This window comes from Wolbachia endosymbiont (group B) of Erebia ligea (assembly GCF_947179575.1).
Taxonomy (GTDB): Bacteria; Pseudomonadota; Alphaproteobacteria; order Rickettsiales; family Anaplasmataceae; genus Wolbachia; species Wolbachia pipientis_C.
Map to the genome: position 1 here is coordinate 171,402 of NZ_CAMXBW010000004.1, position 22,884 is coordinate 194,285.

Consider the following 22,884-nt stretch of genomic DNA (forward strand, 5'->3'; position numbering starts at 1 on the left):
TAAATGAGTACATATAATGATAATTCTAAGCAGTGTTTGGAGAAGATTGTTGAGTCTGCTTCAGCAAAATTTAATGAATCAGTTGATATCGCAGTCAATTTAGGTGTAGATTCACGTAAATCTGAAGAGCAGGTGCGTGGTACAGTAGTTTTGCCTAAAGGTATCGGGAAGAATATTAAAGTAGCTGTTTTTGCTCAAGATAAACATTTATTAGAAGCTGAAAAAGCTGGTGCTGATATTACAGGAGGAGAAGATTTAGTTGAAGAGATAAAAAAAGGTAGAAAGTTGAATGTTGATTGGTGCATCACTACTCCTGATTTCATGGCAAAAATCACTCCTATTGCAAAAGTATTGGGTGCTAAAGGGCTGATGCCTAACCCTAAATTTGGTACTGTGACTTCTAACATTGCGGAAGCTACTAAAACCATTAAGTCTGGTCAAATAAAATTCAGGACGGATAAAAATGGGGTTATTCATGGTAAATTAGGAAGTATTAAATTTGATATTGATGATTTGCTGGAAAATTTAAAAGCCTTTCTTAAAGTAATTAGAGACAATAAACCTGCTTCTATGAAAGGAGTTTACTTTAAAAGCGTTTTTTTAAATTCAACTATGGGTAAAGCTCATAAAATAAACAAAGTAGAAGATATAATTTAAGGGAGCGAAGTTGTGAAGCGTAAAGATAAGGATGAATTTATACAAAACATAATGAATGTGTTTGTAAATAATGATTTCTTAATATTGGTAAATTTCAAGTCTATGAATGTTAGCAATTCATTAATTCTTAGGAATAGTCTAAAATCTGTAATGGGTGGGATGTTAGTAGTTAAAAATACTCTAGCTTGCTTGGCTTTGGAAAGGACTGGTAAATTTTCTTATTTATCAGATAAATTTTCTGGTTCTGTTGCTATTATATACTCTAGCGCTATAGTAGAAGCTGCAAAGTTAATAGTTGATTTTATTAATGCTAACAAAGAAAAAATGTCTGTGATTTGTGCGGCTCATATAAATGAATTGTTAACAGTGGAAGATGTTAACAAATTGGCTAAGCTTCCCTCTTTGGATGAATTGCGTGTTAAAATTATGCGTTTAATATCTTATGATATTCCTGCTAGGTTAGCATTGTCTATTAATTCATCTTCTATGAGGCTTATGAGAGTTTTGGATTACTGTAGTTCTAAAAAATAAATTTGTTGTTAAATAAGGTGGTAAGTATGAATAATGTAACAAGTGATTTGGTTGATAAAATATTATCTTTAAATCTATTAGAGGCTTCTGAACTTGTAAAGGTTCTAGAAGAAAAAATAGGGTTGCCTAGTGGTTCTTTTCTTGGTGGAGCTGTTGGTGCTGGGGTGCCTATTAGTGATAATGCTACTGCTCCTGTTGCTCAAGAAAAAGCTGAATATAAAGTTGTAATCAAAGAGATTGATGCAAGCAAAAAAATAGGAGTGATTAAAGCTATTAGAGAAGTTAATTCTACATTGAATTTAAAAGAAGCGAAAGAATTAGTTGAGTCTTTACCCAAAGATTTGACTGCTAATGTTTCTAAAGACGAAGCAGAAAAAATAAAGCAAAAACTTATTGAAGCAGGAGCAACTAAAGTTGAGCTTGAATAAAATGTTAGTATATTAATTTTATGTTGATATAGCTCTTTTAATTAGTGAAGGTATTTTAATGGTTGATTCTTCTTATATGTGTGCTTCTAGTGCTTTTGTTCCTAGAGTTTCTTATTCCAGGTCGATTGATTTAAAAGATTCTTTGTTGGATTTGGTTAAAGTCCAAAAGGGGTCATATAATTCCTTTACTCCTAATAATGAGAGTAATGAAAGACTTGAAGCTATCTTTCATACAATTTTTCCAATATCTGATCCTTTGCATAGGGCTACTATCGAATTTTTGAATTGTAGGGTAGATGATCTTAAGTATAGTGAATCTGAATGTATAAAACGTGGTATAACTTTTTCTGCTCAGGTTATTGCTTCTATACGTCTTGTTATTATGCAGGATGGTGTTTCTCTTGAAAAATATCAAGAGATTAAAGAATATGATGATCATTCTAAGCTTGCAACTGTTATAAAATCTGCTGAAGAGCAGGAGGTTCGCTTTTGTGAACTGCCTATGATGACTGATAAAGGTACTTTCATCATCAATGGCGTAGAGAAAGTTATCGTTTCACAAATGCATAGATCTCCTGGAGTGTTTTTTGATAGTGATAAGGGAAAAACTTACAATTCTGGCAAATTGATCTATTCTGCTAGAGTTATTCCTTATAGAGGTTCTTGGCTTGATATTGAGTTTGATGTTAAAGATCATTTGTATTTTCGTATTGATAGAAAGAGAAAGTTGCCAATATCAGTTTTATTAAAGGCTTTAGGCTTATCAAATAATGACATACTTAATAAATTTTATGAAAAAATAGAGTATATAAAACATAAAAGTGGCTGGAAAGTACCTTTTTCCCCTGATAAATTCAAGGGAGTGAGGCTTCCTTTTGATTTAAAGAATGTTGAAGGCAATGTGTTACTTAAAGCTAATGTTCGTATTACTTCAAAATTAGCTAAAAATCTATATGATAACGGGTTGAAAGAGTATCTAATTCCTTATGATTCTATATGTGGTTTATTTCTTGCAGAAGATTTAATAGATAGTGCTAGTTCTACAAAAATCTTATCTGCTGGTGAATCTATAAAATTAGAGGATATAAAAAAGCTTGAATTATTATCTATAGATAAAATATCAGTGTTGAACATAGATAATGTTTCTGTTGGACCTTACATATTAAACACACTTTTCTTAGATGAAAACATGTCTTATGAGAACGCTCTATATGAAATATATAAGGTTTTGCGTCCAGGTGAAGTTCCTGTTTTAAAGATAGTAGAGGAGTTTTTTCGTAATCTTTTCTTCAGTCCGGAATATTATGATTTGTCTAACATTGGTAGATTGAAACTTAACTTTTGCCTTGGGTTAAATTATGAGGAAAATTTAACTACTTTAACACATGAAGACATTATTGAAATTATAAGAAAAATAGTATTGTTACGTGATGGTCAAGGATCTGTAGATGATATTGATCATTTAGCAAATAGAAGAGTCCGTTCAGTTGGAGAGTTTATAGAAAATCAATTTAGAACTGGATTATTAAAATTGGGACGGGCAGTAGTTGATTCTATGTCTACTTCTAGTTTAGATAAAGTCTCTCCATCTGATTTTATAAATCCAAAAGTGTTAACCAATGTCTTAAGAGATTTTTTCAACTCTTCCCAATTATCTCAATTTATGGATCAGACTAATCCATTATCTGAAATAACACATAAAAGAAGGTTGTCAGCGTTAGGTCCTGGTGGTTTAACAAGAGAGAGGGCGGGATTTGAAGTGCGTGATGTTCATCCAACTCATTACGGAAGAATTTGCCCTATTGAAACTCCTGAGGGGCAGAATATAGGCTTAATTAACAGCTTAGCTATATACGCTCGTATTAATAAATATGGGTTCATTGAAAGTCCTTATAGGAAAGTAGTTAATAAGGTTGTTACTGATCAAATTGAGTATCTGTCTGCTATAGATGAAGGTTTATATTATATAGCCGATACCAGCGCAAAGCTTGATGAGAACAACTGCTTTGTTGATGATATGTTATACTGTAGGTATGCTGGTACCTTTGTAATGGTAAATAGTAATCAAGTAAGTTACATTGATTTATCTCCTAAGCAGGTAATATCGGTTGCTGCTTCTTTAATTCCATTTTTAGAAAATGATGATGCTAATAGAGCGTTAATGGGTTCAAATATGCAGCGTCAAGCTGTACCTTTATTGAAGCCTACTGCTCCTTTGGTTGCTACTGGCATGGAGTCTTTCGTAGCTTCTGGCTCTGGTGCTGTAGTTTTAGCAAAACGTGGTGGCATAGTTGACAGCTCAGATAGTAACTCTATAGTTATACGTGCTTTTGACAAAGGAGGAATTAACTACTTGGATGTAGATATTTATCATCTAAGAAAATTTCAGCGTTCTAACCATAATACTTGTATTAACCAGAAACCACTGGTGCATGTAGGTGATTGTGTTAAGGAAGGTGATGTGATAGCTGATGGTCCTGCTATTAATAACGGTGAATTGGCACTTGGCCAAAACTTGCTAGTCGCTTTTATGTCTTGGCAAGGTTATAATTTTGAAGACTCAATCATTATTTCTAGTGAAGTTGTTAAAAAAGATCTATTTACTTCTATTCATATAGAAGAATTTGAATGTGTTGTACATGACACTCCTTTAGGGTCGGAAAAAATAACTCGTGCCATACCCGGTGTTAATGAAGAAAATCTTTATCACTTGGATGATAGTGGTATAGTAAAGGTTGGTACAAGAGTTGGTCCAGGTTATATTTTGGTGGGGAAAGTTACACCTAAGCATTCTCTTTCATTGCCTCCTGAGACAAAATTGTTAATGACAATTTTTGGTGAAAAGTCATTCGATTGTGTGGATTCCTCTTTATATACATCTCCAGATATTGAAGGGATAGTGATTGATGTGCAGGTCTTTACACGCAGAGGGGAAGAAGAAAACGAAAGGGCGTTTCTTATTAAGCAAAAAGAGGCAAACGACTTTGAGAAAGAACGAGACCATATAATCAATGTTATTAATCAATATTTCTATGATGAATTAAGAAAAATTCTTATTAATTCTGGCTCTCAAGATCGAGAAAGTATTAATTTTATTGAACGTGAGGGATGGTGGGATATAGGATTGAAAAACCAATCTATTTCTAAGCAAGTTGAGAGCTTAAAAAAAGATTTTGATGAAAAAGTATCACATGCAATAACAAACTTTAAGCGAAAAGTAGAAAAATTGCATGAAGGTTATGATCTGCCTCAAGGTGTGTCGATGTCAGTAAAAGTTTTTATTGCTGTAAAACATAGTTTGCAGCCAGGGGATAAAATGGCTGGTAGACATGGAAATAAAGGTGTGATTTCTCGAGTTGTTCCAGTAGAAGATATGCCTTATTTAGAAGATGGTACTCCTATTGATATTATTCTTAACCCTCTTGGCGTTCCTTCGCGAATGAATGTAGGTCAAATATTGGAAACGCATGTAGGTTGGGCTTGTAAAAAATTAGGAGAAAAAGTAGGCAATATTCTTGATGAGATCAATAAAATCAAACGTGCTTTTTGTGAGGCAATTAGATCTCTCAGTGATGATGATTTTGAAAAATTTGCAGCATTATATCTTGATAATAAAAAATTTGAGGATATTAATGATGATGAAATAACGGCTTCTATTTTAGATACGCCTAATAAGGATGAATTAAATAATGAATTGACTACATTAGTAGAGAATTATTTCAACTCTTGTAAAGATGCACACAGTAGTTTACGTCACTTCCTGATTGAGGTTTATAGTTGTGGCAGTAATTTATCTATTTGTAATAACATTCGCGATATTAATGATAATCACCTCATTGAATTTGCGTATAAGTTGCGTGATGGCATTCCTGTTACTGCACCTGTATTTGAAGGTCCAAAAGATGAACAAATAGTAAAGCTATTTGAACTTGCTGGATTGGATAACTCTGGGCAAGTTGTATTGTATGATGGTTGTTCGGGTGAGAAGTTTGATCGCAAAGTTACAGTTGGTTACATGTACATGCTTAAGTTGCATCACTTAGTAGATGGTAAAATTCATGCGCGTTCAGTAGGACCTTATAGTTTGGTTACTCAACAACCTCTTGGAGGAAAGTCTCATTTTGGTGGTCAGCGTTTTGGTGAAATGGAATGTTGGGCACTGCAAGCCTACGGTGCTGCTTACACTTTGCAGGAAATGTTAACTGTGAAGTCTGATGACATTAATGGCAGGGTTAAGATTTATGAATCGGTAATAAAAGGTGACAGTAACTTTGAATGTGGAATTCCTGAATCCTTTAATGTCATGATAAAAGAGTTGCGTTCCTTGTGTTTTAATGTGGATTTGAAGCAAAATGACATAGTAATTGAAGATATATCTCACACTAATATCGCACAATCTTTTAATGAGGTTAGCATTTCCATTGCTAGCCCTGAAAGTATTAAACGTATGTCTTATGGAGAGATAACAGATGTTTCAACTGCAAACTACCGTACATTCAAAGTTGAGAAAGGTGGATTATTTTGTCCTAAAATTTTTGGTCCTGTCAATGATGATGAATGTTTATGTGGAAAGTACAAAAAAAGAAGACATAGGGGCCGTATATGCGAAAAATGTGGAGTAGAAGTTACATCTTCTAAAGTAAGAAGAGAAAGAATGGGTCATATAGAGCTTGCATCTCCTGTTGCTCATATATGGTTTTTGAAGTCACTTCCTTCAAGAATTGGAGCATTATTAGATATGTCTCTTAGAGATATCGAAAGTATTTTATATAGTGATAATTATGTTGTAATAGATCCTCTTGTTTCCTCTTTTGAAAAAGGTGAAATTATTAGTGAGAAAGCTTATAATGAAGCTAAAGATAGCTATGGGGTCGATAGCTTTATAGCTATGCAAGGTGTTGAAGTTATAAGAGAATTGCTAATACGCCTTGATTTACATGAAATTAGGAAGAATTTAAGACAGGAGTTAGAGTCTGTTACTTCTGAAATGAGAAGAAAGAAAATTATAAAGAGATTACGTATTGTTGAAAATTTTATCAAGTCTGGAAACAGACCTGAGTGGATGATACTTACAGCTATACCTATTTTACCACCTGACTTGCGTCCCTTGGTATCGCTTGAAAGTGGTCGACCTGCAGTTTCTGATTTAAATCATCATTATAGAACTATTATTAATAGAAATAATAGATTGAGAAAATTGTTAAGTTTAAATCCTCCTGAGATTATGATTCGTAATGAGAAAAGAATGTTACAAGAGGCAGTTGATTCTCTTTTTGATAATAGTCGTCGTAATGCTCTGGTAAATAAAGCTGGCGCTGCTGGATATAAAAAGTCTATTAGCGATATGCTGAAAGGAAAGCAAGGTCGTTTCCGTCAGAATCTTTTAGGAAAAAGGGTAGATTACTCTGGACGTTCTGTAATAGTTGTTGGTCCAACTTTGAAACTAAATCAGTGTGGATTACCGAAAAGAATGGCTCTTGAGTTATTCAAACCTTTTGTTTACTCAAGGCTTAAAATATATGGAATGGCTCCAACTATTAAATTTGCTAGTAAGTTAATAAGAGCAGAAAAGCCAGAAGTCTGGGATATGCTTGAAGAAGTAATAAAAGAGCATCCTGTTTTACTAAATAGAGCGCCTACGCTACACAGGCTTGGTATTCAGGCTTTTGAGCCAGTCCTTATTGAAGGTAAAGCAATACAGCTTCATCCACTTGTTTGTACAGCATTTAACGCTGACTTTGATGGTGATCAAATGGCGGTACATGTGCCAATTTCATTGGAAGCTCAACTTGAAGCTAGAGTGTTGATGATGTCAATTAATAACGTTTTAAGTCCTTCTAATGGAAGACCGATTATAGTTCCTAGTAAAGATATAGTGCTTGGTATATACTACCTAACTTTACAGCAACTTAAGGAAGATGATTTACCACTTTTCTGTGCTTTTTGTGAAGTTGAGCATTCCTTAAACAACGGTACTCTACATATTCATTCTCATATAAAGTACAAAATGGAATACATCAATAGCGATGGAAACATTCAGTATAAAACTATTTTTACAACTCCTGGACGTTTAATATTATGGCAGATTTTTCCTAAACATAAGAATCTAAGCTTCGATTTAATAAATCAGGTATTAACAGTTAAGGAAATAACTAGCATTGTTGATTTAGTATATCGTAGCTGCGGTCAAAGTGCTACAGTGGTATTTTCTGATAAATTGATGACACTTGGCTTTGAGTATGCTACATTTTCTGGTACTTCTTTTAGTCGTTGCGATATGGTCATACCTGAAACTAAAGCTACACACGTTGATTATACAAGGGGTGAAATTAAGAAATTTTCTGCACAGTATCAAGACGGACTAATCACTAAAAGTGAGAGGTATAATAAAGTTATAGATGAGTGGTCTAAGTGCACAGATATAATAGCGAATGATATGTTAAAAGCGATATCTCTGTATGATGAAAATAGTAAGTACAATTCAATATATATGATGGTTAGCTCCGGTGCAAGAGGTTCTACTTCCCAGATGAAGCAGTTAGCAGGAATGCGAGGGTTAATGACCAAACCTTCTGGTGAAATTATAGAAACACCTATAATTTCTAATTTTCGCGAAGGATTAAATGTATTTGAATACTTTAATTCTACTCACGGTGCGCGTAAAGGTTTAGCTGATACTGCACTTAAAACTGCAAACTCTGGATACTTAACTCGTCGCTTGGTTGATGTATCTCAAAATTGCATAGTTACAAAACATGACTGTAAAACGAAAAATGGCCTTATTGTAAGAGCTATAGTTGAAGGTAGTACTATAGTTGCATCTCTAGAGAGTGTTGTACTGGGTAGAACAGCTGCAAATGATATATATAACCCAGTAACCAAAGAGTTATTATTAAAAGCAGGGGAATTAATTGATGAAGATAAAGTAAAGCAAATCAACATTGCAGGTCTTGATGCTATAAAAATTAGATCGCCTTTAACTTGTGAAATAAGTCCTGGTGTGTGTTCTTTGTGTTATGGAAGAGACCTTGCAACTGGTAAAATTGTTTCAATAGGTGAAGCAGTTGGTGTTATCGCTGCTCAATCTGTTGGAGAGCCAGGTACTCAGTTAACGATGCGTACTTTCCATATAGGTGGGGTAATGACTAGAGGTGTTGAATCCTCAAATATTATAGCTTCTATTAATGCTAGAATAAAATTAAACAATAGTAATATAATTATAGATAAAAACGGAAATAAAATTGTGATAAGCCGTTCCTGTGAAGTCGTTTTAATTGATAGCCTTGGTAGTGAAAAATTGAAGCACAGTGTACCTTATGGTGCTAAACTTTATGTAAATGAGGGTGAGTTAGTAAAAATTGGTGATAAAGTTGCGGAATGGGATCCGTATACACTACCTATTATTACGGAAAAGAGTGGTACAATATCTTACCAGGATTTAAAAGATGGAATTTCAATCACTGAAGTGATGGATGAATCTACAGGAATATCAAATAGAGTAGTAAAGGATTGGAAATTGCACTCTGGTGTAGCTAATTTACGTCCTCGTATTGCACTGCTTGATGATAATGAAAAAGTAATAACACTTTCAAGTGGTGTGGAAGCATGTTACTTTATACCAGTTGGTGCAGTGCTTAATGTACAGGATGGCCAAAAGGTTCATGCAGGTGATGTTATCACAAGAACGCCGAGAGAGTCAGTTAGAACTCGTGATATTACTGGTGGCTTGCCTAAGGTTATAGAATTATTTGAAGCACGTCGTCCTAAAGAGCATGCTATCGTTAGTGAAATAGATGGCTATGTAACGTTCTCTGAAAAAGACCGTAGAGGAAAACGCAGTATGGTAATTAAACCTGTAGATGAGCAAGCTTCTCCAGTTGAGTATTTAGTATCAAGAAGTAAGCATGTAATAGTCAATGAAGGTGATTTTGTGCGTAAAGGTGATTTATTGATGGATGGCGATCCTGATCTTCATGATATTCTACGTGTGCTTGGGTTAGAAGCGTTAGCACACTATATGATTTCTGAAATACAGCAAGTTTATAGATTGCAAGGTGTGCGCATAGATAACAAGCATTTAGAAGTGATCTTAAAGCAAATGCTACAAAAAGTAGAAATTACCGATCCTGGTGATACTATGTACTTAATTGGAGAAAATATCGACAGGCTGGAAATTGATAGAGAAAATGATGCTATGAATAACTCTGGAAAACGACCTGCTCATTATCTTCCTATTCTGCAGGGAATTACTAGAGCAAGCCTTGAAACTAATTCCTTTATTTCTGCTGCCTCTTTCCAAGAAACAACAAAAGTACTTACGGAAGCAGCATTTTGTGGAAAGAGTGATCCTTTGAGTGGGTTAAAAGAAAATGTTATAGTAGGAAGATTAATTCCTGCTGGTACGGGTTTAGTTATGAATAAGGTGAAAGCACTTTCGCTTTGTGAAAATATAGATAAATATGAAAAATATTTTGATATTGAGACTTATGACGAAAAATTGCTGAGTGATAATAGTTATCAATTACATTCTGATGAAGAAGAGAGTGTGGTGGCATCGCACTATGATCAGTCAAGTTGAATATAGCTAATGAGGTAGTATGTTTAATCTGTTTTTAACTAAAAAAATCAATTATATTTTCTTTCACCTCTGTGCTGTCTATTATGTTATTTACTCTTACACGAAATTCAGATGAGTTTTGAAGCCCGCTACTGTACCATCCTATATGTTTGCGGGCCATCTTTATTCCTGTATCGCTTCCATAGTACTCAAGAATACTGTCATAATGCTTGAGTATTATGCTTAATCTCTCTGAGGCTGTTGGCTCAGAAACTTTATTTCCACTCAAAAAGTTTATTGCTTGATTAATCAGCCAAGGTTTGCCGTAAGCACCACGACCTATCATTACTCCATCTGCCCCAGATTCTTTAAGTGCACTTTGAACATCATTCAAACTCTTAATATCTCCATTTACTATAACTGGAATTTTTACCTGCTCTTTAACATTTCTAACGAATTTCCAATCTGCTTGACCATTATAAAGCTGTGCCCTTGTCCTTCCATGTACAGTAATCATCTTTGCTCCCAAATCTTCTGCAATTTTTGCCAAGCGCGGAGCATTACGATTTTCGTCATTCCATCCAGTACGCATTTTTACTGTAACTGGCACACTCACTGCCTTGACTACAGCTTCTATTATCTCAGCAGCCTTTTTTTCATCACGCATAAGTGCTGACCCTGCGTAACCGTTTACAACTTTTTTAACTGGACAACCAAAATTTATATCTATGATTTTTGCACCCATGCCCTCATTTAACTTTGCAGCTTCCGCCATAACATCAGGCTCACAACCAGCAAGTTGTACAGCGGTTAGTTCATCGACTTTTGCTTTTTGCATGCTCTGGCGAGTTTGCATGATCATAGCTCTGCTTGCAATCATTTCTGAGACTAGCAAACTTGCACCAAGTTTCTTTACAATACTCCTAAATGGATAGTCAGTCACTCCAGACATTGGCGCTAAAATAACTGGAGAATCAATAGTTAGATTTCCTACTTGGAGAGACACAGGCTTTCTAGTTGCTAAAAAATGTATTTTTGACACTGTTATAAGCCATTATTATAGCATCTTGCAGAGATGAACTTGTGGCAGGTTGTGTTTCCTCTTTCTTACTATCTTCAAGACTAAGCTGCTGTATAGTATCATGTAAAATTCCACCTTCAGCAATGGATTCTTTCCACTCTTCATCTTCCATAAGTGCTTTTGCGAACTCTCTTCTTTTTTCTTGCAATTCTTCTGGCTTAGGCTTGTACTTTGATAACTCTCTGTCAATTTCATCAAATGATTTATCCTCGTTGAGCATTTCCGTAATCCTATGAGCATTTTCTAAAGCAAATACTCCACAATTACAGCCATCTTTTTGCTGATCAACTGCAGAACTCTTTATGCTATCATTTCCTATCTCTAAGGTTTCCTGCAATATGCCCACTATATAACTAGTATCAATTGGCTTACTAACTAACTTATTTCTATCTTCTCTTGCATGACCTAATGTTTTTTCAACATCATCTTTTTTCTCTTTAAGGCTAGCATTATCTGGATTATTTTCTCTTTCCCGTATTAAACTTCCCACCTCATTACTTAAGGGTACTAGACACTTCTCAGCAATCTCATTAGCAAGACTTATATCGTCTTTTACCTTTCCTTCAATCTCATTTGGTAATTTATTACCAAATGAGTCACAATAATAAGCTCTAAATTGTCTGTTACCATTACATGTGACTATCAGTGTTACCCAGTGATTTCCTCCTAAATTAATAATCGAGGCAAAGATTTTTTTTGTGTTCCCTTGTTCTATTTTATACTCTTTCAGTTTTGAGTTTAAAGTACTCACATCACCAGGAATACAAAAAAGTACATTGCCACTTGAATTTTCTGAATAGTTATATACAGCTCTTGCAATATGAGAAATATCATGTTCTTGTAGCCAGTAATAGTAATTTTCTCTATTTGTCTGATGCATAAGAGTTTGTAAATCTTCATGAAACTCCTTGCCACCCAAACCACTATCTCCTGAAGCATTAGAATTTCTACGACTATTGTTACTTGAGGCAGGTTCATTTCCTGGTGCAATACCACTATCTGTAGATGGAGAATAGGAATTTCTACGTACCCTCTTATCCGAATCATTTGTTTGTCTTGATATAGTATCTAGTCCACTATCCAGTGATTTACTTCTTGTGAATTTTTGCTCTTTTGGACTCTTTTCTTCCTTTACAGTTCCTTTTTCATCAACATAATCTTTTACCAAGTAAAATAAAGGTTCAATAACCATCTTGTATGTTGCTGTAAGCACTATTCCCATTAAAATCCAAACTATAGGGTTGGAGATGAGCATAGCAAGTGGTAAGGTTAAGAGGAAAGATCCCATTATCAATCCCAAACAGCCAATGGTAAATGTAGTCGCCAAATATATACAAAAAGCGTAGACAGCAAATCTTCCACTAGCCTTAAGTTTAGTGAAGTGAGTACTCTCTTTAAATGTATTGTACTTTTCTCGGATGCCCAACATGTTATATTTTATGAATACTACGTTAACTAATTCTAGCAAATTATGAAGGTAAAATCAATATTAGCATTTATATGTAAAAATATTGAGCATTAAAAGCTTTTGAAGTACAGTAATGATGTTAGTAATAGCACAACATATGCATGATATAGAACATATACGCAAAAACCCTGAAGGATTTGAAAAAGCAATAAAAAGCAGAGGGGTGAAAGAATTTACTACAGAAGAAATATTAGAGATTGACCATAAAAAAAGATCACTGACTACTAAATTGCAAGCTTTAAATAAGCAACGCAATGAGATCACGGAAGAAATAAAGAGGCTTAAAATGAACAAAAGCTCCTGTGAAAATGAGGTAGAAGTGTCAAGAAACATAACAAATGAGATAGAAGCAATCAGCTTAAAAGAGCAAACGGAGAAAGATAACTTAATGAATATCTTATCTAACTTACCAAATATCTCTGCACAAAACGTGCCAATAGGTGAAGATGAGAGCTCTAACGTAGAAATCAGAAAATATGGAAAGAGAAGAAAATTTGATTTTACACCAAAATTTCATTATGAACTCGGAGAAAGGTTAGGCTTGATGGATTTTGAACAAGCAGCAAAAATTTCTGGATCAAGGTTTACAATATTAAAAGGACAGTTAGCTAAGCTTGGACGAGCATTAATAAATTTTATGCTGGAAACACATGTTAATGAATTTGCCTATACTGAGGTGTATCACCCAGCCCTGGTGAAAAACGAGGCGATGTATAACGTTGGTCAGCTACCAAAATTTTCTGATGACTCATATTTAACTACCGATAAATTAAGATTAATTCCCACAAGTGAAGTAGTTTTAACAAATTTAGTTGCTGACAAAATAATAGAAGAAAAAGAACTGCCTATTCGTTTTACTGCATATTCAGAATGTTTTCGTAAAGAAGCTGGCAGTGCAGGACGAGATACAAGAGGTATGATAAGGCAACACCAATTTGGTAAAGTGGAGTTGGTAAGCATCACAACTGAAGACCAGTCAAAAGACGAGCTTGAACGTATGACTAGTGTTGCTGAAGAGATATTAAAAAAACTAGAATTACCGTACAGAGTAATGCTACTTTGCAGTGGCGATATGGGTTTTGCTGCACAAAAGACTTATGACATAGAGGTATGGTTACCTGAGCAAAATAAATATAGAGAAATATCAAGCTGCTCAAATTGCGGTACGTTCCAGGCAAGAAGAATGAACACTAAATACTTCTTAGAAACTGACAGAAAAACAAAAAAATACGTTCACACTTTAAACGGCTCAGCTTTAGCCATAGGAAGAACAATTGTTGCCATAATGGAGAATTATCAAAATTCCGATGGGTCAGTTACAATACCAAACGTGTTGCAAAGATACATGAGTAATGATACTGTTATAAGCAAACAATAATTTTGACATATATAGAAAAGCGAGGAAATAAAGATGAAGGTTTTGGTTATAGGTTCTGGTGGGCGTGAGCATGCTTTACTTTGGGCTCTAAAGAAGTCTCCTACCTTGACTAAGTTATATGTTACTCCTGGTCGCCCGGCCATGGAGAATTTTGGAGTTCTTGTGAATATAAATATTCAAGATTCAGTGGATGTTACACAATTTTGCAAGAAAGAAAATATAGAGCTAGTAATTATTGGTCCAGAGCAACCGATAATTAATGGACTTGCTGATGATTTAACTGCAGAGGGAATAAATGTTTTTGCTCCAAGTCAAGCAGCTGCAAAACTTGAGGCATCAAAGTCTTTTACGAAGGAACTATGTAAACAATATGGTATACCGACCGCCAAGTATGAACGTTTTATTGATGAAAGGTTAGCTAAAAATTTTGTCCGTAGTAATAAAATAAAATTGCCGCTTGTAATTAAAGCAAATGGAATTGCAGCAGGGAAAGGTGTCATAATATGCCACACAGAAAATGAGGCTTTTTCATCAATAGATTCAATGCTAGTGGAGAAAAATCTTGGTGAGTCAGGTGAAGAAATAATCATAGAAGAGTTTTTAATTGGAGAGGAAGTAAGTTTTTTTGCTCTTATTGATGGGTTGAAGGTAGTAACCCTTGGGTGTGCAAAAGATTACAAGAGAGTTGGTGAAAATAACGAGGGACAAAATACTGGAGGCATGGGGTCATACTCATCACCTTCGATTATAAGTAAGGAGATGGAGCAAAAAATTATCCAAAAAATAATATATCCTACAATTCAAGCACTGACTAACATGGGAACATCCTATAAGGGAGTACTCTTTGCTGGTTTAATGATTTGCAAAGATAGTCCAAAGCTTCTTGAGTATAATGTTAGGTTTGGGGATCCGGAAATACAATCTATGTTACCTAGACTTGATCCAAATTGTGATTTGCTAAAGTTGATGTTGTCAGTTGCAGAAGGCAAGTTAAATACAAAAATGGTGGAGTTTAATCACAAAACTACAGTTTGTGTAGTTGTTGCAAGTAAAGGCTATCCTGGTGATTATCAAAAAGGAGAGGTAATTAAAGGATTGGATAAAATTGAAAACATTCCTGGTGTGCTAGTTTTTCATGCTGGTACTAAGCTAGATGAAAGTGGTAATTGGATTTCCGATGGCGGAAGGGTACTAAATATAGTAGGAGAAGGAAACACTGTGGAAGAAGCTAAAAGTAAAGTGTACTCAGCATTAAATTTTCTAGAATGGTCAGGTGGGTTCTTCAGGTATGATATTGGTAGTTAATTTAGCTCATGCAGAAACGAAAAAAGTCACTTTGCAAGCAGTAAACTAAAGAAAAACATGATATCTGTTCAGATTCATGTGAAACCAGTGCTTCTTTTCTTGTCATGAAAGTAGCTGACACTGGGATCCAGGTTGATGAAAGCACACTAGCATAGAAAGTGGTTACAATGTTTTCGATGAGATTATATGGAAAACTGGATTCCAGTGTCAAGCACTGGAATGACACCCTCTATTATGCAAATTACCTGCTAATTGCAATGTTCGTACAGATGTGGGTCACGCGCTGGAATAACACCCTTGGTGGTAACAACTAAAGAAAAATATCAACTAGGTTTATAGTCTATTACTACTGTTTTTGCAATTTTGTCGTGAAGAAATTGTTTACGCTGGTCAAGGATTGCAAATAATATGATTAAGATTGATACAACTATGAATAGACTAGAAATATTGAATAGTGTGTAGCAGATTATAAAATATAATACTCCAAAAACTGCTGTTCTGCTTATTGCTTGTATTAGAGTGATTTTTTCAAGTGTATTTTCGTCTTTTACACGCATGCGAAGTAACAATTGTCCTGGAGTACCACCAAATTCTATTATCGTAAATACATAAAATATTAATTCCAATATCAACCCTATTACTTGTATAGCTACTGCTTTATCTAAAATCATTTCAGTTACATTGAGTGATAGAGAATATGCTAAAGTAAATCCAACGATAAATCCGATAACAAACCCCATTCCCTGTACTAAAATATAATCGATTGCAAATGCAAAGATACGTCTTGTAATCCCTGCATAACTTATTTTAGTATCCATACACTTTCCATATTTTGCAATGCTATAACCAGTATAAAAGTTCATTATTAAATAACCGTAACTATACTAATTTGGGTAATATTAGCTACTTGTGTCACTCTATCATTTGAATTAACATTAAGTCATGTGTAATTAGGAAAGTTATGTCAACACCAATCACAGTTGCGTATGGTGAAGGTATCGGACCAGAAATTATGGAAGCGGTGCTGTCGATATTGCGTGAAGCGAAAGCAGAGATCTCAATAGATATTATTGAAATAGGAGAGCGTGTTTATAGTAAGGAATGGTCTCATGGAATTTCTCCGAGTGGTTGGGAATCTATCGAAAGGACAAAGATATTACTCAAATCTCCAACAACAACCCCTCAAGGTAAAGGGCACAAAAGCTTAAACGTTGCGCTCAGAAAGAACTTAGGGCTGTATGCAAATATTAGACCATGCATTTCGTATCACCCTGTTATAGAAAATAAATTCGATAAATTTGATGTTGTTGTAATACGTGAAAATGAAGAAGACGTTTATACGGGAATAGAGCATAGGCTCACTGGTGATTCTTACCAATGCACTAAAATTATTACTAGATCTGGCTCAGAGAAGATATGCAGGTATGCTTTTGAATACGCGAAAAAACACAACAGAAAAAAAGTAACTTGCCTGACTAAAGACAACATAATGAAAATGACTGACGGCGCTTTTCATGCAGCGTTTGATCGTATTGCAAAAGAATACCCAAATATAAAGATAGAACATTATATAGTTGATATTGGAATGGCAAAAGTTGCTACAGAGCCCGAGAATTTCGATGTTATAGTAACTGAAAATCTATATGGCGACATATTATCAGATATAGTGGCACAAACCTCAGGTTCTGTAGGGCTTGCAGGAAGTAGCAATATAGGTAATGAATATGCAATGTTTGAAGCAGTGCACGGTTCTGCTCCTGATATTGCAGGAAAAAACATGGCTAATCCTTCTGGTCTTTTAAATGCCGCAGTACATATGTTGGTCTATATTGGTCAAGTGAGTACTGCAAAACTAATCTATGATGCATGGCTGAAGACTTTGGAGGATGGAATACACACTGCCGATTTATATAAGAAGAAAAGGAGTAAGCAGAAAGTTGGTACCAAAGAATTTGCAAAAGCTGTTATAGATAATCTAGGGAAAAAACCCACAACGTTATCTGAGCTTATAATTAGCAGTGATTCGGATAGTAAAATAAATAAAGTACAAGACAATTACGAACAAGATTACAAAGTTAAAAAGCTAGTGGGTAGTGATATAACGCTTGCCTGGGACAAATCCAACAATTTTGATCAAATAGTTAGGTTATTTGAATCGAGTAATCTGAAAATGATAGCAATATACTCAAAAGGACTTGCAATTTGGCCAGGAGGCTCAAAGTCTTCAAGTGACCAAATAACCTGCAGGTTCATTGCAAATAATGAAATTACAAATAGTGATGTGAATAACTTGCTAGTCAAATTTGAGGAACATAATTTTGATGTGGTGAGAATGGATAAGTTGTATTTGTATGATGGGAAAGAGGGTTTCTTCTCTTAGTGGTTGCTTGATATTTTTATGCTTGTGTGAAACATTAAATATATTATACTAATAGTATCGTGTATTTATGTGAGGCGTAGTAATGAGTCAACATTTTAAGTTAACTGGTCAGGAGTTTTATGATAATAATGATCTGTTTAACGTACTAGAGATAAAAGCTGAACAAATTGTAGGTAAGGATTATCAAGCTCTTAGCAAGTTTCTGAAAAACAATATAATAAATTGATACTTGTAAACCATCCTGACAAAGGTGGAGACAAAAATAGATTTGATCAGCTTTATAAAGCTTATCAAGGGCTAAAAAAGTACATTGAACCTTTGGAGTCAGGAAATCCTTGTGTTAAAGTCAGTGTTGGTGCTGAAAGTAATGGACGTTTAACGGCAAGAGAGTTTCACTATAGGAGAAAGTTGTTTAACGAGCTAAAAATCAGTGAGGAAGAAGCTATAGGTAAAGATTTTGATGGGTTGATTGCTATACTAAAAAGAAATGATTGTTCGTTTGGAGAAGACCTAAAAAGCTATAATGAACTTCAGGCTCAAATAGAGAGGATTTTGCTAAATCCAAATTTAGATAATTCTCAGAAGAGTGTACAAAGTGCAAAGTTAATGCAAGAGTTATATCAATATATAGCAAAGCCAAGCATACAATTATATTACTCCTCTAAAAGAAAAGAGAAGCCTAATTGAAGAAGATAAAAAGACATTAGCATTGAAATTTATAGAGCGCAAAAATGCTCTAATGTTAGTACCAAAAATAAGTTTTCTGCCTTTAGCTATATTAACTACAATTACTATAGGTTGCTATTTTTCATGGTGGATCATAGCACTTAATATCATTATTAGTAACGCCTCTCGTTTATTAGTAGGTCATTATATGAAAAAGTATGCCAATTCAGAAATTTCTACTGATGAATTCATAAGTAAAATGAACTATATCGCGCTAGGCAGTAAGCTTCTTATCAACTATCCTTTAGCTGCTTTTTCTGTTTATTTAGTTACAATAAATTTCATTGCTAATGGATTAACTGTTGGTGGAGCTGTACTTGGTCCACTATTGTTATTGGCAGTATTAATTGAAATGTTAGCTCCTGTTTTCTCAAAAGGCTGTGAAATATATGCTGACAAGCACACAAAAGATTTACTAGAAGAGGATCCAAGAGATAGAGTGCAAAAGGAGACTGATCTGTTAGGACGGTATGATCCACGAAGGCTATTAATGCCGATAATTATGCCTCTTGTTAGAAAGTGTTTTGCAGAAGTGGCAAGCGAATTTGCTGAGAGGAATTTTGATGAGGTAAAAACTGATATGTCTGATGTTAATGCCGAAGGACTATCTAAGCCTAAAGGAATTGAATTTGCACAGCAACCAGTGTAGTATAAGCTTTTAGTTCTATGCATGGACTCAAAAAAAGTAGAATTAATATTTGAAAAATTCAAGCAATCAAATCCTGCACCAAAAATAGAGCTGAATTATACCAATGATTTTACGTTATTAGTTGCGATAGTTCTATCAGCGCGAACAACTGATATAAGCGTTAATAAAATTACAAAGGAGCTATTTAGTATCACTGATACTCCAGAAAACATGCTGAATCTTGGGCAAAGTGAGCTGAGAAAATACATAAGCAGTATTGGTTTATATAATTCCAAAGCAAAAAATATAATCGGGCTCAGCAAAATATTGATTGAGAGGTACAATAGCAAAGTGCCTACTAATTTCGATGATTTGGTATCTTTACCAGGGGTTGGGAGAAAGAGCGCTAATGTGTTCTTAAATTCAGGGCTTGGTATTCCAACATTGGCAATTGATACTCATGTTTTTAGAGTAAGCAATAGAGTTGGGCTTGTGAAAGAAAAAGATATATTTAAAACAGAGCAATCTCTTTTAAATGTGGTTCCAAAAAAATACCTGCTTTATGCTCATCATTGGCTAGTTTTACACGGTAGATACATTTGCAAGGCACAAAAACCTTTGTGTGAAGCGTGCACAATTCATGATTTATGTGAGTTTGAATGCAAGAGGTATAAAGTCTAGCACAACACTTCGATATTTCTTGCTTTTATCATCCAAGTAGCTGATCTCTATGATGGTGTCAACCGAGTAGCTGACACTGGGATGGCTTTGTTGCATCGCTTATCGGATAGTGGGTAAAGGATAATAAATTCATGAAACTACCTCAAACTTAGCCATGCCAATATCAGTAAATTTATTGAGTAAGTAACATTTTATTAGCAACTCTTTTTCTCGATTTACTTCAGATCTATTTCTAAAACTAAACCCAAATATTTGCTTTAATCTTGAAAAAAATCCTTCAATATATGACCTTTTTCCATAAACTGCTTCCTTCTTCCACTCTTTCACACCGTCTTTACCACATAATCTAATGGCAGCATTCCTTTCAGCCATATAATCCAATTTTGTATGCTCCGCTGCACGATTTTTCGGTAAAATTTTTGTCTTTATATCATATTTTTTGCACAATTTATAAAGCTTGATAGGCTCTGTCTGCATATAATGCTTTTATAGTATGCTGAAAGCTGAGCAAGTCGCAAGCACCATAATGGTCGGAGTAGGCACCATTGCTATATTGTGCAGCTATAGCTTTTTTACTATTTATACTCAATATTACGTGTAGCTTTCTTACCTGTTTATAACTGCGATACTTCGCTATTTTCCTTACTGTGACCAGGTGTATTATCTGATACTTGTACTGTCTATGGCAATTTCAATATCTTCCATATTGTTTTTATCAACTCTGCAATCATTGATCTTAATATTGAAACCTTCTTGAAGCCTGCGAATAGCTAATGACTGCTAACTATAGTATTTTCTAAAATGGATGATAAAGTTCCATTATGGTATTACCAACCAAAAGCTGTAAGTCTGTATATTTATACATGAGAGGTCTGAGGCGGCTTTTGATGGTATGCCAACAGTATTCTATAGGATTCAAATCTGGTGAATATGTTGGAAGATACAGCAAATGACAGCCAAAAGACTCTATTAATGATTTTGTTTTAGTGGTCTTATGAAATGTAGCATTATCCATAACTATAGTTGTGCCAAGTGGCAATTTAGGTAATAACATCTTCTCCAACCATGTATTGAATACCTCTTTGTCACACCCACCTTTGAAAGTCATTGGTGCAATAAATCTCTTTCCAATCCACCCGGCTACTATACTGATTCTCTCTCGAGTTCTCCCTGGAATATCTGCATAAATTTTCTGTATCCGTTCAGAGGTGTGGTTTAAGAAACAACAGCTAGCAGGTTTTGAAAAGGGTTTAATTCCTTTTGTTTCCAAGTCAGATACAACGAAATTATCCGCTCAAGAAATCTATTCCCTCGCTCTGACTGTGCAAAATATGAATTCTTACGATAGACAACATAATGCCGTATCTGTCGCTCAACATGGTTATTCGTTAATGGAATATTCTCTGGGTCATCCAAAAATGTCCACATCATTGACTCGGATTTTATAATACCCTTTACCGTTCGTGAAGCTCCTTTTGCTTCAAGTATATAAGATATTTTTATCATGCAGTACTGTATGTATCTTCGTAATTCTTTAGCTTGCTTAGTGAACTTTGAAATACTAATTTCATTTTCTGACAAAGCGTTTTTTAATACAAACAATCCATTAGCTGCGTCTTTTAAACAATGGCCAAGTCTCATTACTTCACTATTCCAACTATGAGATAACCTCTCGAAATTTCTCAATAAGTGAGCCCAACAAATTTGTCGTTTTTCATCACTGAAGTGGTTGTAAACTGCATATCTGTCAGTAATTACCAGGTTTTTGTAATCACAAAATGCACTATTCTTTAAAAATTTCATTCCTCTTGTATCTGCTAACTTCATAAGACTTGCTTTATTGTTGGCAAACATCCAGCACCATCCCAATTTGCCTTTGTTGTAGTGACTGGTTTCATCAATATGCAAAATTTCGCTTGCTTTTATTTCTTCCTCTATTTGTTCATAGGCTTCTTTACATTTTGACGAAACCCTTGCTTCACTATTGGACACACTACCAACACTTATACTCATGTTAAAGATGTCTTTCATAATATTCGCTATTTCTCGCTTTGAATTCTTATAAAACCCACTTAGTGATGCAACTACTGACTTAACTCTAGGACCAAAGGTATCCGGTGTAACTCCTTCTGGTAATTTGCTACTCCTTCTTTTTCCGCATTTACGACAGCGACCATGTTCTAATTGATACTCAACTACGTAAGGCTTAATTTCTGGTAAATCAACTTTTTGATAGACATATGGTTTTTCCGATATTGCGATTTCTTCACCACACTCGCATCTATTTGGTAACTCTACCTTCACCACCTCATCTGCTTCCATTTTAGCTCGGCAATTCCCCTTATGTCCAACTTGACCACCTATCTTCCTGCCGCCCTCTGACTTATCTTCTGGTGTGTCTTTTTTTATTTTGTACAGCTCTTTTGAACTTGGTAAAGATGAATTCCTTGAGTTTAAGCCGAGTCTCTCTCTTAGTTCAGCATTCTCTATTTCTAAGATTTTATTTTTTTCTTCAATCTTTGCTACTTTCTGCTCTAAGTTTTTACATAACTCTACAATACTGATCAACAATTGAAGCATCTAGCCTTACTTTACTATCAACATTTTGTGTTATTACTACTTTAATATATTATGTCAATTGTTTTTTATCCTTGCCACACCTCTGAACGGATACTTCTTGATTGCGCTCTTGATATAGTGTGACTTTTTTTTAAAGTAATTTTTAGCTGTTTTAGTCTATACCAAATTGAGTTTATTCCAAATCCAAGATTTTGTTTCATCTCTGCCAGAGTATGATCTGGATTCTTTGTAACATATTCTTCGAGTATTTTGGGGTCTATTTTTCGAATAAAGCTACCGTTTTTAGATGGCTTGAGGCTTTCACCAGCAGCTTTCTTTTTTAACCAACGGTACAGAGTTGCTATTCCTATCTCCATAAGCTCTGCTACCTCAACCTTTGTCTTACCTTTTTCTATCATCAATACTGCCTTTTCCCTTAAATCCACACTATATGCCATTATAACTCAAATACTTTATTATACCTTTATCATTTACTTTAGGAAAT

At 34.7% G+C, this 22,884-nt stretch carries 14 protein-coding genes and 3 pseudogenes; 10 read left to right on the top strand and 7 right to left on the bottom strand.

Annotated elements, in window-relative coordinates:
• Window positions 1-3 precede the first annotated feature (3 nt).
• From rplA to OM962_RS07125, 4 genes are read left to right on the top strand one after another with little or no spacing between them, the layout of a single operon-like run.
• Window positions 4-657, top strand: coding sequence for a 50S ribosomal protein L1 (gene rplA, locus OM962_RS07110; RefSeq protein WP_264331279.1), 654 nt, complete (start codon window positions 4-6; stop codon window positions 655-657).
• Between the two features lie 12 nt (window positions 658-669).
• Complete coding sequence (gene rplJ / locus OM962_RS07115; RefSeq protein ID WP_006014692.1) at window positions 670-1,188, top strand: 50S ribosomal protein L10; 519 nt, start codon at window positions 670-672, stop codon at window positions 1,186-1,188.
• A 26-nt stretch (window positions 1,189-1,214) separates the two neighbouring features.
• Complete coding sequence (gene rplL, locus OM962_RS07120; RefSeq protein ID WP_264719581.1) at window positions 1,215-1,616, top strand: 50S ribosomal protein L7/L12; 402 nt, start codon at window positions 1,215-1,217, stop codon at window positions 1,614-1,616.
• Between the two features lie 58 nt (window positions 1,617-1,674).
• Window positions 1,675-10,194 (top strand): DNA-directed RNA polymerase subunit beta/beta', encoded by an 8,520-nt coding sequence (locus OM962_RS07125; protein WP_264331281.1) that lies wholly within the window; start codon window positions 1,675-1,677, stop codon window positions 10,192-10,194.
• A gap of 34 nt (window positions 10,195-10,228) precedes the next feature.
• On the opposite strand, the gene dusB is transcribed toward OM962_RS07125, so the two are convergent.
• Together dusB and OM962_RS07135 are read right to left on the bottom strand one after the other, a co-directional pair.
• Window positions 10,229-11,179 carry a tRNA dihydrouridine synthase DusB gene (gene dusB / locus OM962_RS07130; protein ID WP_264331334.1) on the bottom strand — a complete coding sequence of 317 codons (951 nt, stop codon included), beginning with the start codon at window positions 11,177-11,179 and terminating at the stop codon, window positions 10,229-10,231.
• 7 nt (window positions 11,180-11,186) lie between these two features.
• Entirely contained in the window at window positions 11,187-12,683 is a 1,497-nt protein-coding gene (locus tag OM962_RS07135; protein ID WP_405196981.1) for a hypothetical protein, read from the bottom strand.
• A 136-nt stretch (window positions 12,684-12,819) separates the two neighbouring features.
• Here OM962_RS07135 and serS point away from each other — a divergent pair, with 136 nt between their 5' ends.
• The 3 genes and pseudogenes from serS to OM962_RS07850 all read left to right on the top strand — a co-directional run.
• Entirely contained in the window at window positions 12,820-14,100 is a 1,281-nt protein-coding gene (serS, locus tag OM962_RS07140; protein ID WP_264331335.1) for a serine--tRNA ligase, read from the top strand.
• A 33-nt stretch (window positions 14,101-14,133) separates the two neighbouring features.
• The gene (gene purD / locus OM962_RS07145; protein ID WP_264331283.1) at window positions 14,134-15,405 is read left to right on the top strand and encodes a phosphoribosylamine--glycine ligase; all 1,272 of its coding nucleotides are present in this window, start codon (window positions 14,134-14,136) and stop codon (window positions 15,403-15,405) included.
• Window positions 15,406-15,588: 183 nt separating this feature from the next.
• A pseudogene (locus OM962_RS07850) lies at window positions 15,589-15,654 on the top strand (WPE palindromic element domain-containing protein); the annotation flags it as partial.
• A 74-nt stretch (window positions 15,655-15,728) separates the two neighbouring features.
• On the opposite strand, the gene OM962_RS07150 reads toward OM962_RS07850, so the two are convergent.
• Window positions 15,729-16,223, bottom strand: coding sequence for an RDD family protein (locus OM962_RS07150; RefSeq protein ID WP_264331284.1), 495 nt, complete (start codon window positions 16,221-16,223; stop codon window positions 15,729-15,731).
• A gap of 143 nt (window positions 16,224-16,366) precedes the next feature.
• Between OM962_RS07150 and icd the strand changes: the two genes are divergently transcribed.
• The 3 genes and pseudogenes from icd (at window position 16,367) to nth (ending at window position 19,820) form a co-directional block, all read left to right on the top strand.
• Complete coding sequence (icd, locus tag OM962_RS07155; protein WP_264331285.1) at window positions 16,367-17,785, top strand: isocitrate dehydrogenase; 1,419 nt, start codon at window positions 16,367-16,369, stop codon at window positions 17,783-17,785.
• 82 nt (window positions 17,786-17,867) lie between these two features.
• Window positions 17,868-19,160 (top strand): annotated as a pseudogene (locus tag OM962_RS07855) (molecular chaperone DnaJ).
• 21 nt (window positions 19,161-19,181) lie between these two features.
• A complete protein-coding gene (nth, locus tag OM962_RS07175; RefSeq protein WP_264331289.1) occupies window positions 19,182-19,820 on the top strand; it encodes an endonuclease III in 639 nt (212 codons plus the stop codon).
• Between the two features lie 129 nt (window positions 19,821-19,949).
• On the opposite strand, the pseudogene OM962_RS07860 reads toward nth, so the two are convergent.
• The 4 genes and pseudogenes from OM962_RS07860 to OM962_RS07195 all read right to left on the bottom strand — a co-directional run.
• Window positions 19,950-20,604 (bottom strand): annotated as a pseudogene (locus tag OM962_RS07860) (transposase); the annotation flags it as partial.
• A gap of 12 nt (window positions 20,605-20,616) precedes the next feature.
• The gene (locus tag OM962_RS07185; protein WP_264331267.1) at window positions 20,617-21,090 is read right to left on the bottom strand and encodes a transposase; all 474 of its coding nucleotides are present in this window, start codon (window positions 21,088-21,090) and stop codon (window positions 20,617-20,619) included.
• A complete protein-coding gene (gene tnpC, locus OM962_RS07190) occupies window positions 21,036-22,388 on the bottom strand; it encodes an IS66 family transposase (protein ID WP_264330459.1) in 1,353 nt (450 codons plus the stop codon). The genes OM962_RS07185 and tnpC overlap by 55 nt, the downstream gene beginning before the upstream one ends.
• 77 nt (window positions 22,389-22,465) lie before the next feature.
• Complete coding sequence (locus OM962_RS07195; protein ID WP_264331291.1) at window positions 22,466-22,837, bottom strand: transposase; 372 nt, start codon at window positions 22,835-22,837, stop codon at window positions 22,466-22,468.
• Window positions 22,838-22,884 lie beyond the last annotated feature (47 nt).

Coding starts and splice junctions, on each gene's coding strand:
- rplA (WP_264331279.1), top strand. CDS start 4: ATGAGTACATATAATGATAATTCTAAGCAGTGTTTGGAGAAGATTGTT.
- rplL (WP_264719581.1), top strand. CDS start 1,215: ATGAATAATGTAACAAGTGATTTGGTTGATAAAATATTATCTTTAAAT.
- OM962_RS07125 (WP_264331281.1), top strand. CDS start 1,675: ATGGTTGATTCTTCTTATATGTGTGCTTCTAGTGCTTTTGTTCCTAGA.
- OM962_RS07135 (WP_405196981.1), bottom strand. CDS start 12,683: ATGTTGGGCATCCGAGAAAAGTACAATACATTTAAAGAGAGTACTCAC.
- serS (WP_264331335.1), top strand. CDS start 12,820: ATGCATGATATAGAACATATACGCAAAAACCCTGAAGGATTTGAAAAA.
- purD (WP_264331283.1), top strand. CDS start 14,134: ATGAAGGTTTTGGTTATAGGTTCTGGTGGGCGTGAGCATGCTTTACTT.
- OM962_RS07150 (WP_264331284.1), bottom strand. CDS start 16,223: ATGGATACTAAAATAAGTTATGCAGGGATTACAAGACGTATCTTTGCA.
- icd (WP_264331285.1), top strand. CDS start 16,367: ATGTCAACACCAATCACAGTTGCGTATGGTGAAGGTATCGGACCAGAA.
- nth (WP_264331289.1), top strand. CDS start 19,182: ATGGACTCAAAAAAAGTAGAATTAATATTTGAAAAATTCAAGCAATCA.
- OM962_RS07195 (WP_264331291.1), bottom strand. CDS start 22,837: ATGGCATATAGTGTGGATTTAAGGGAAAAGGCAGTATTGATGATAGAA.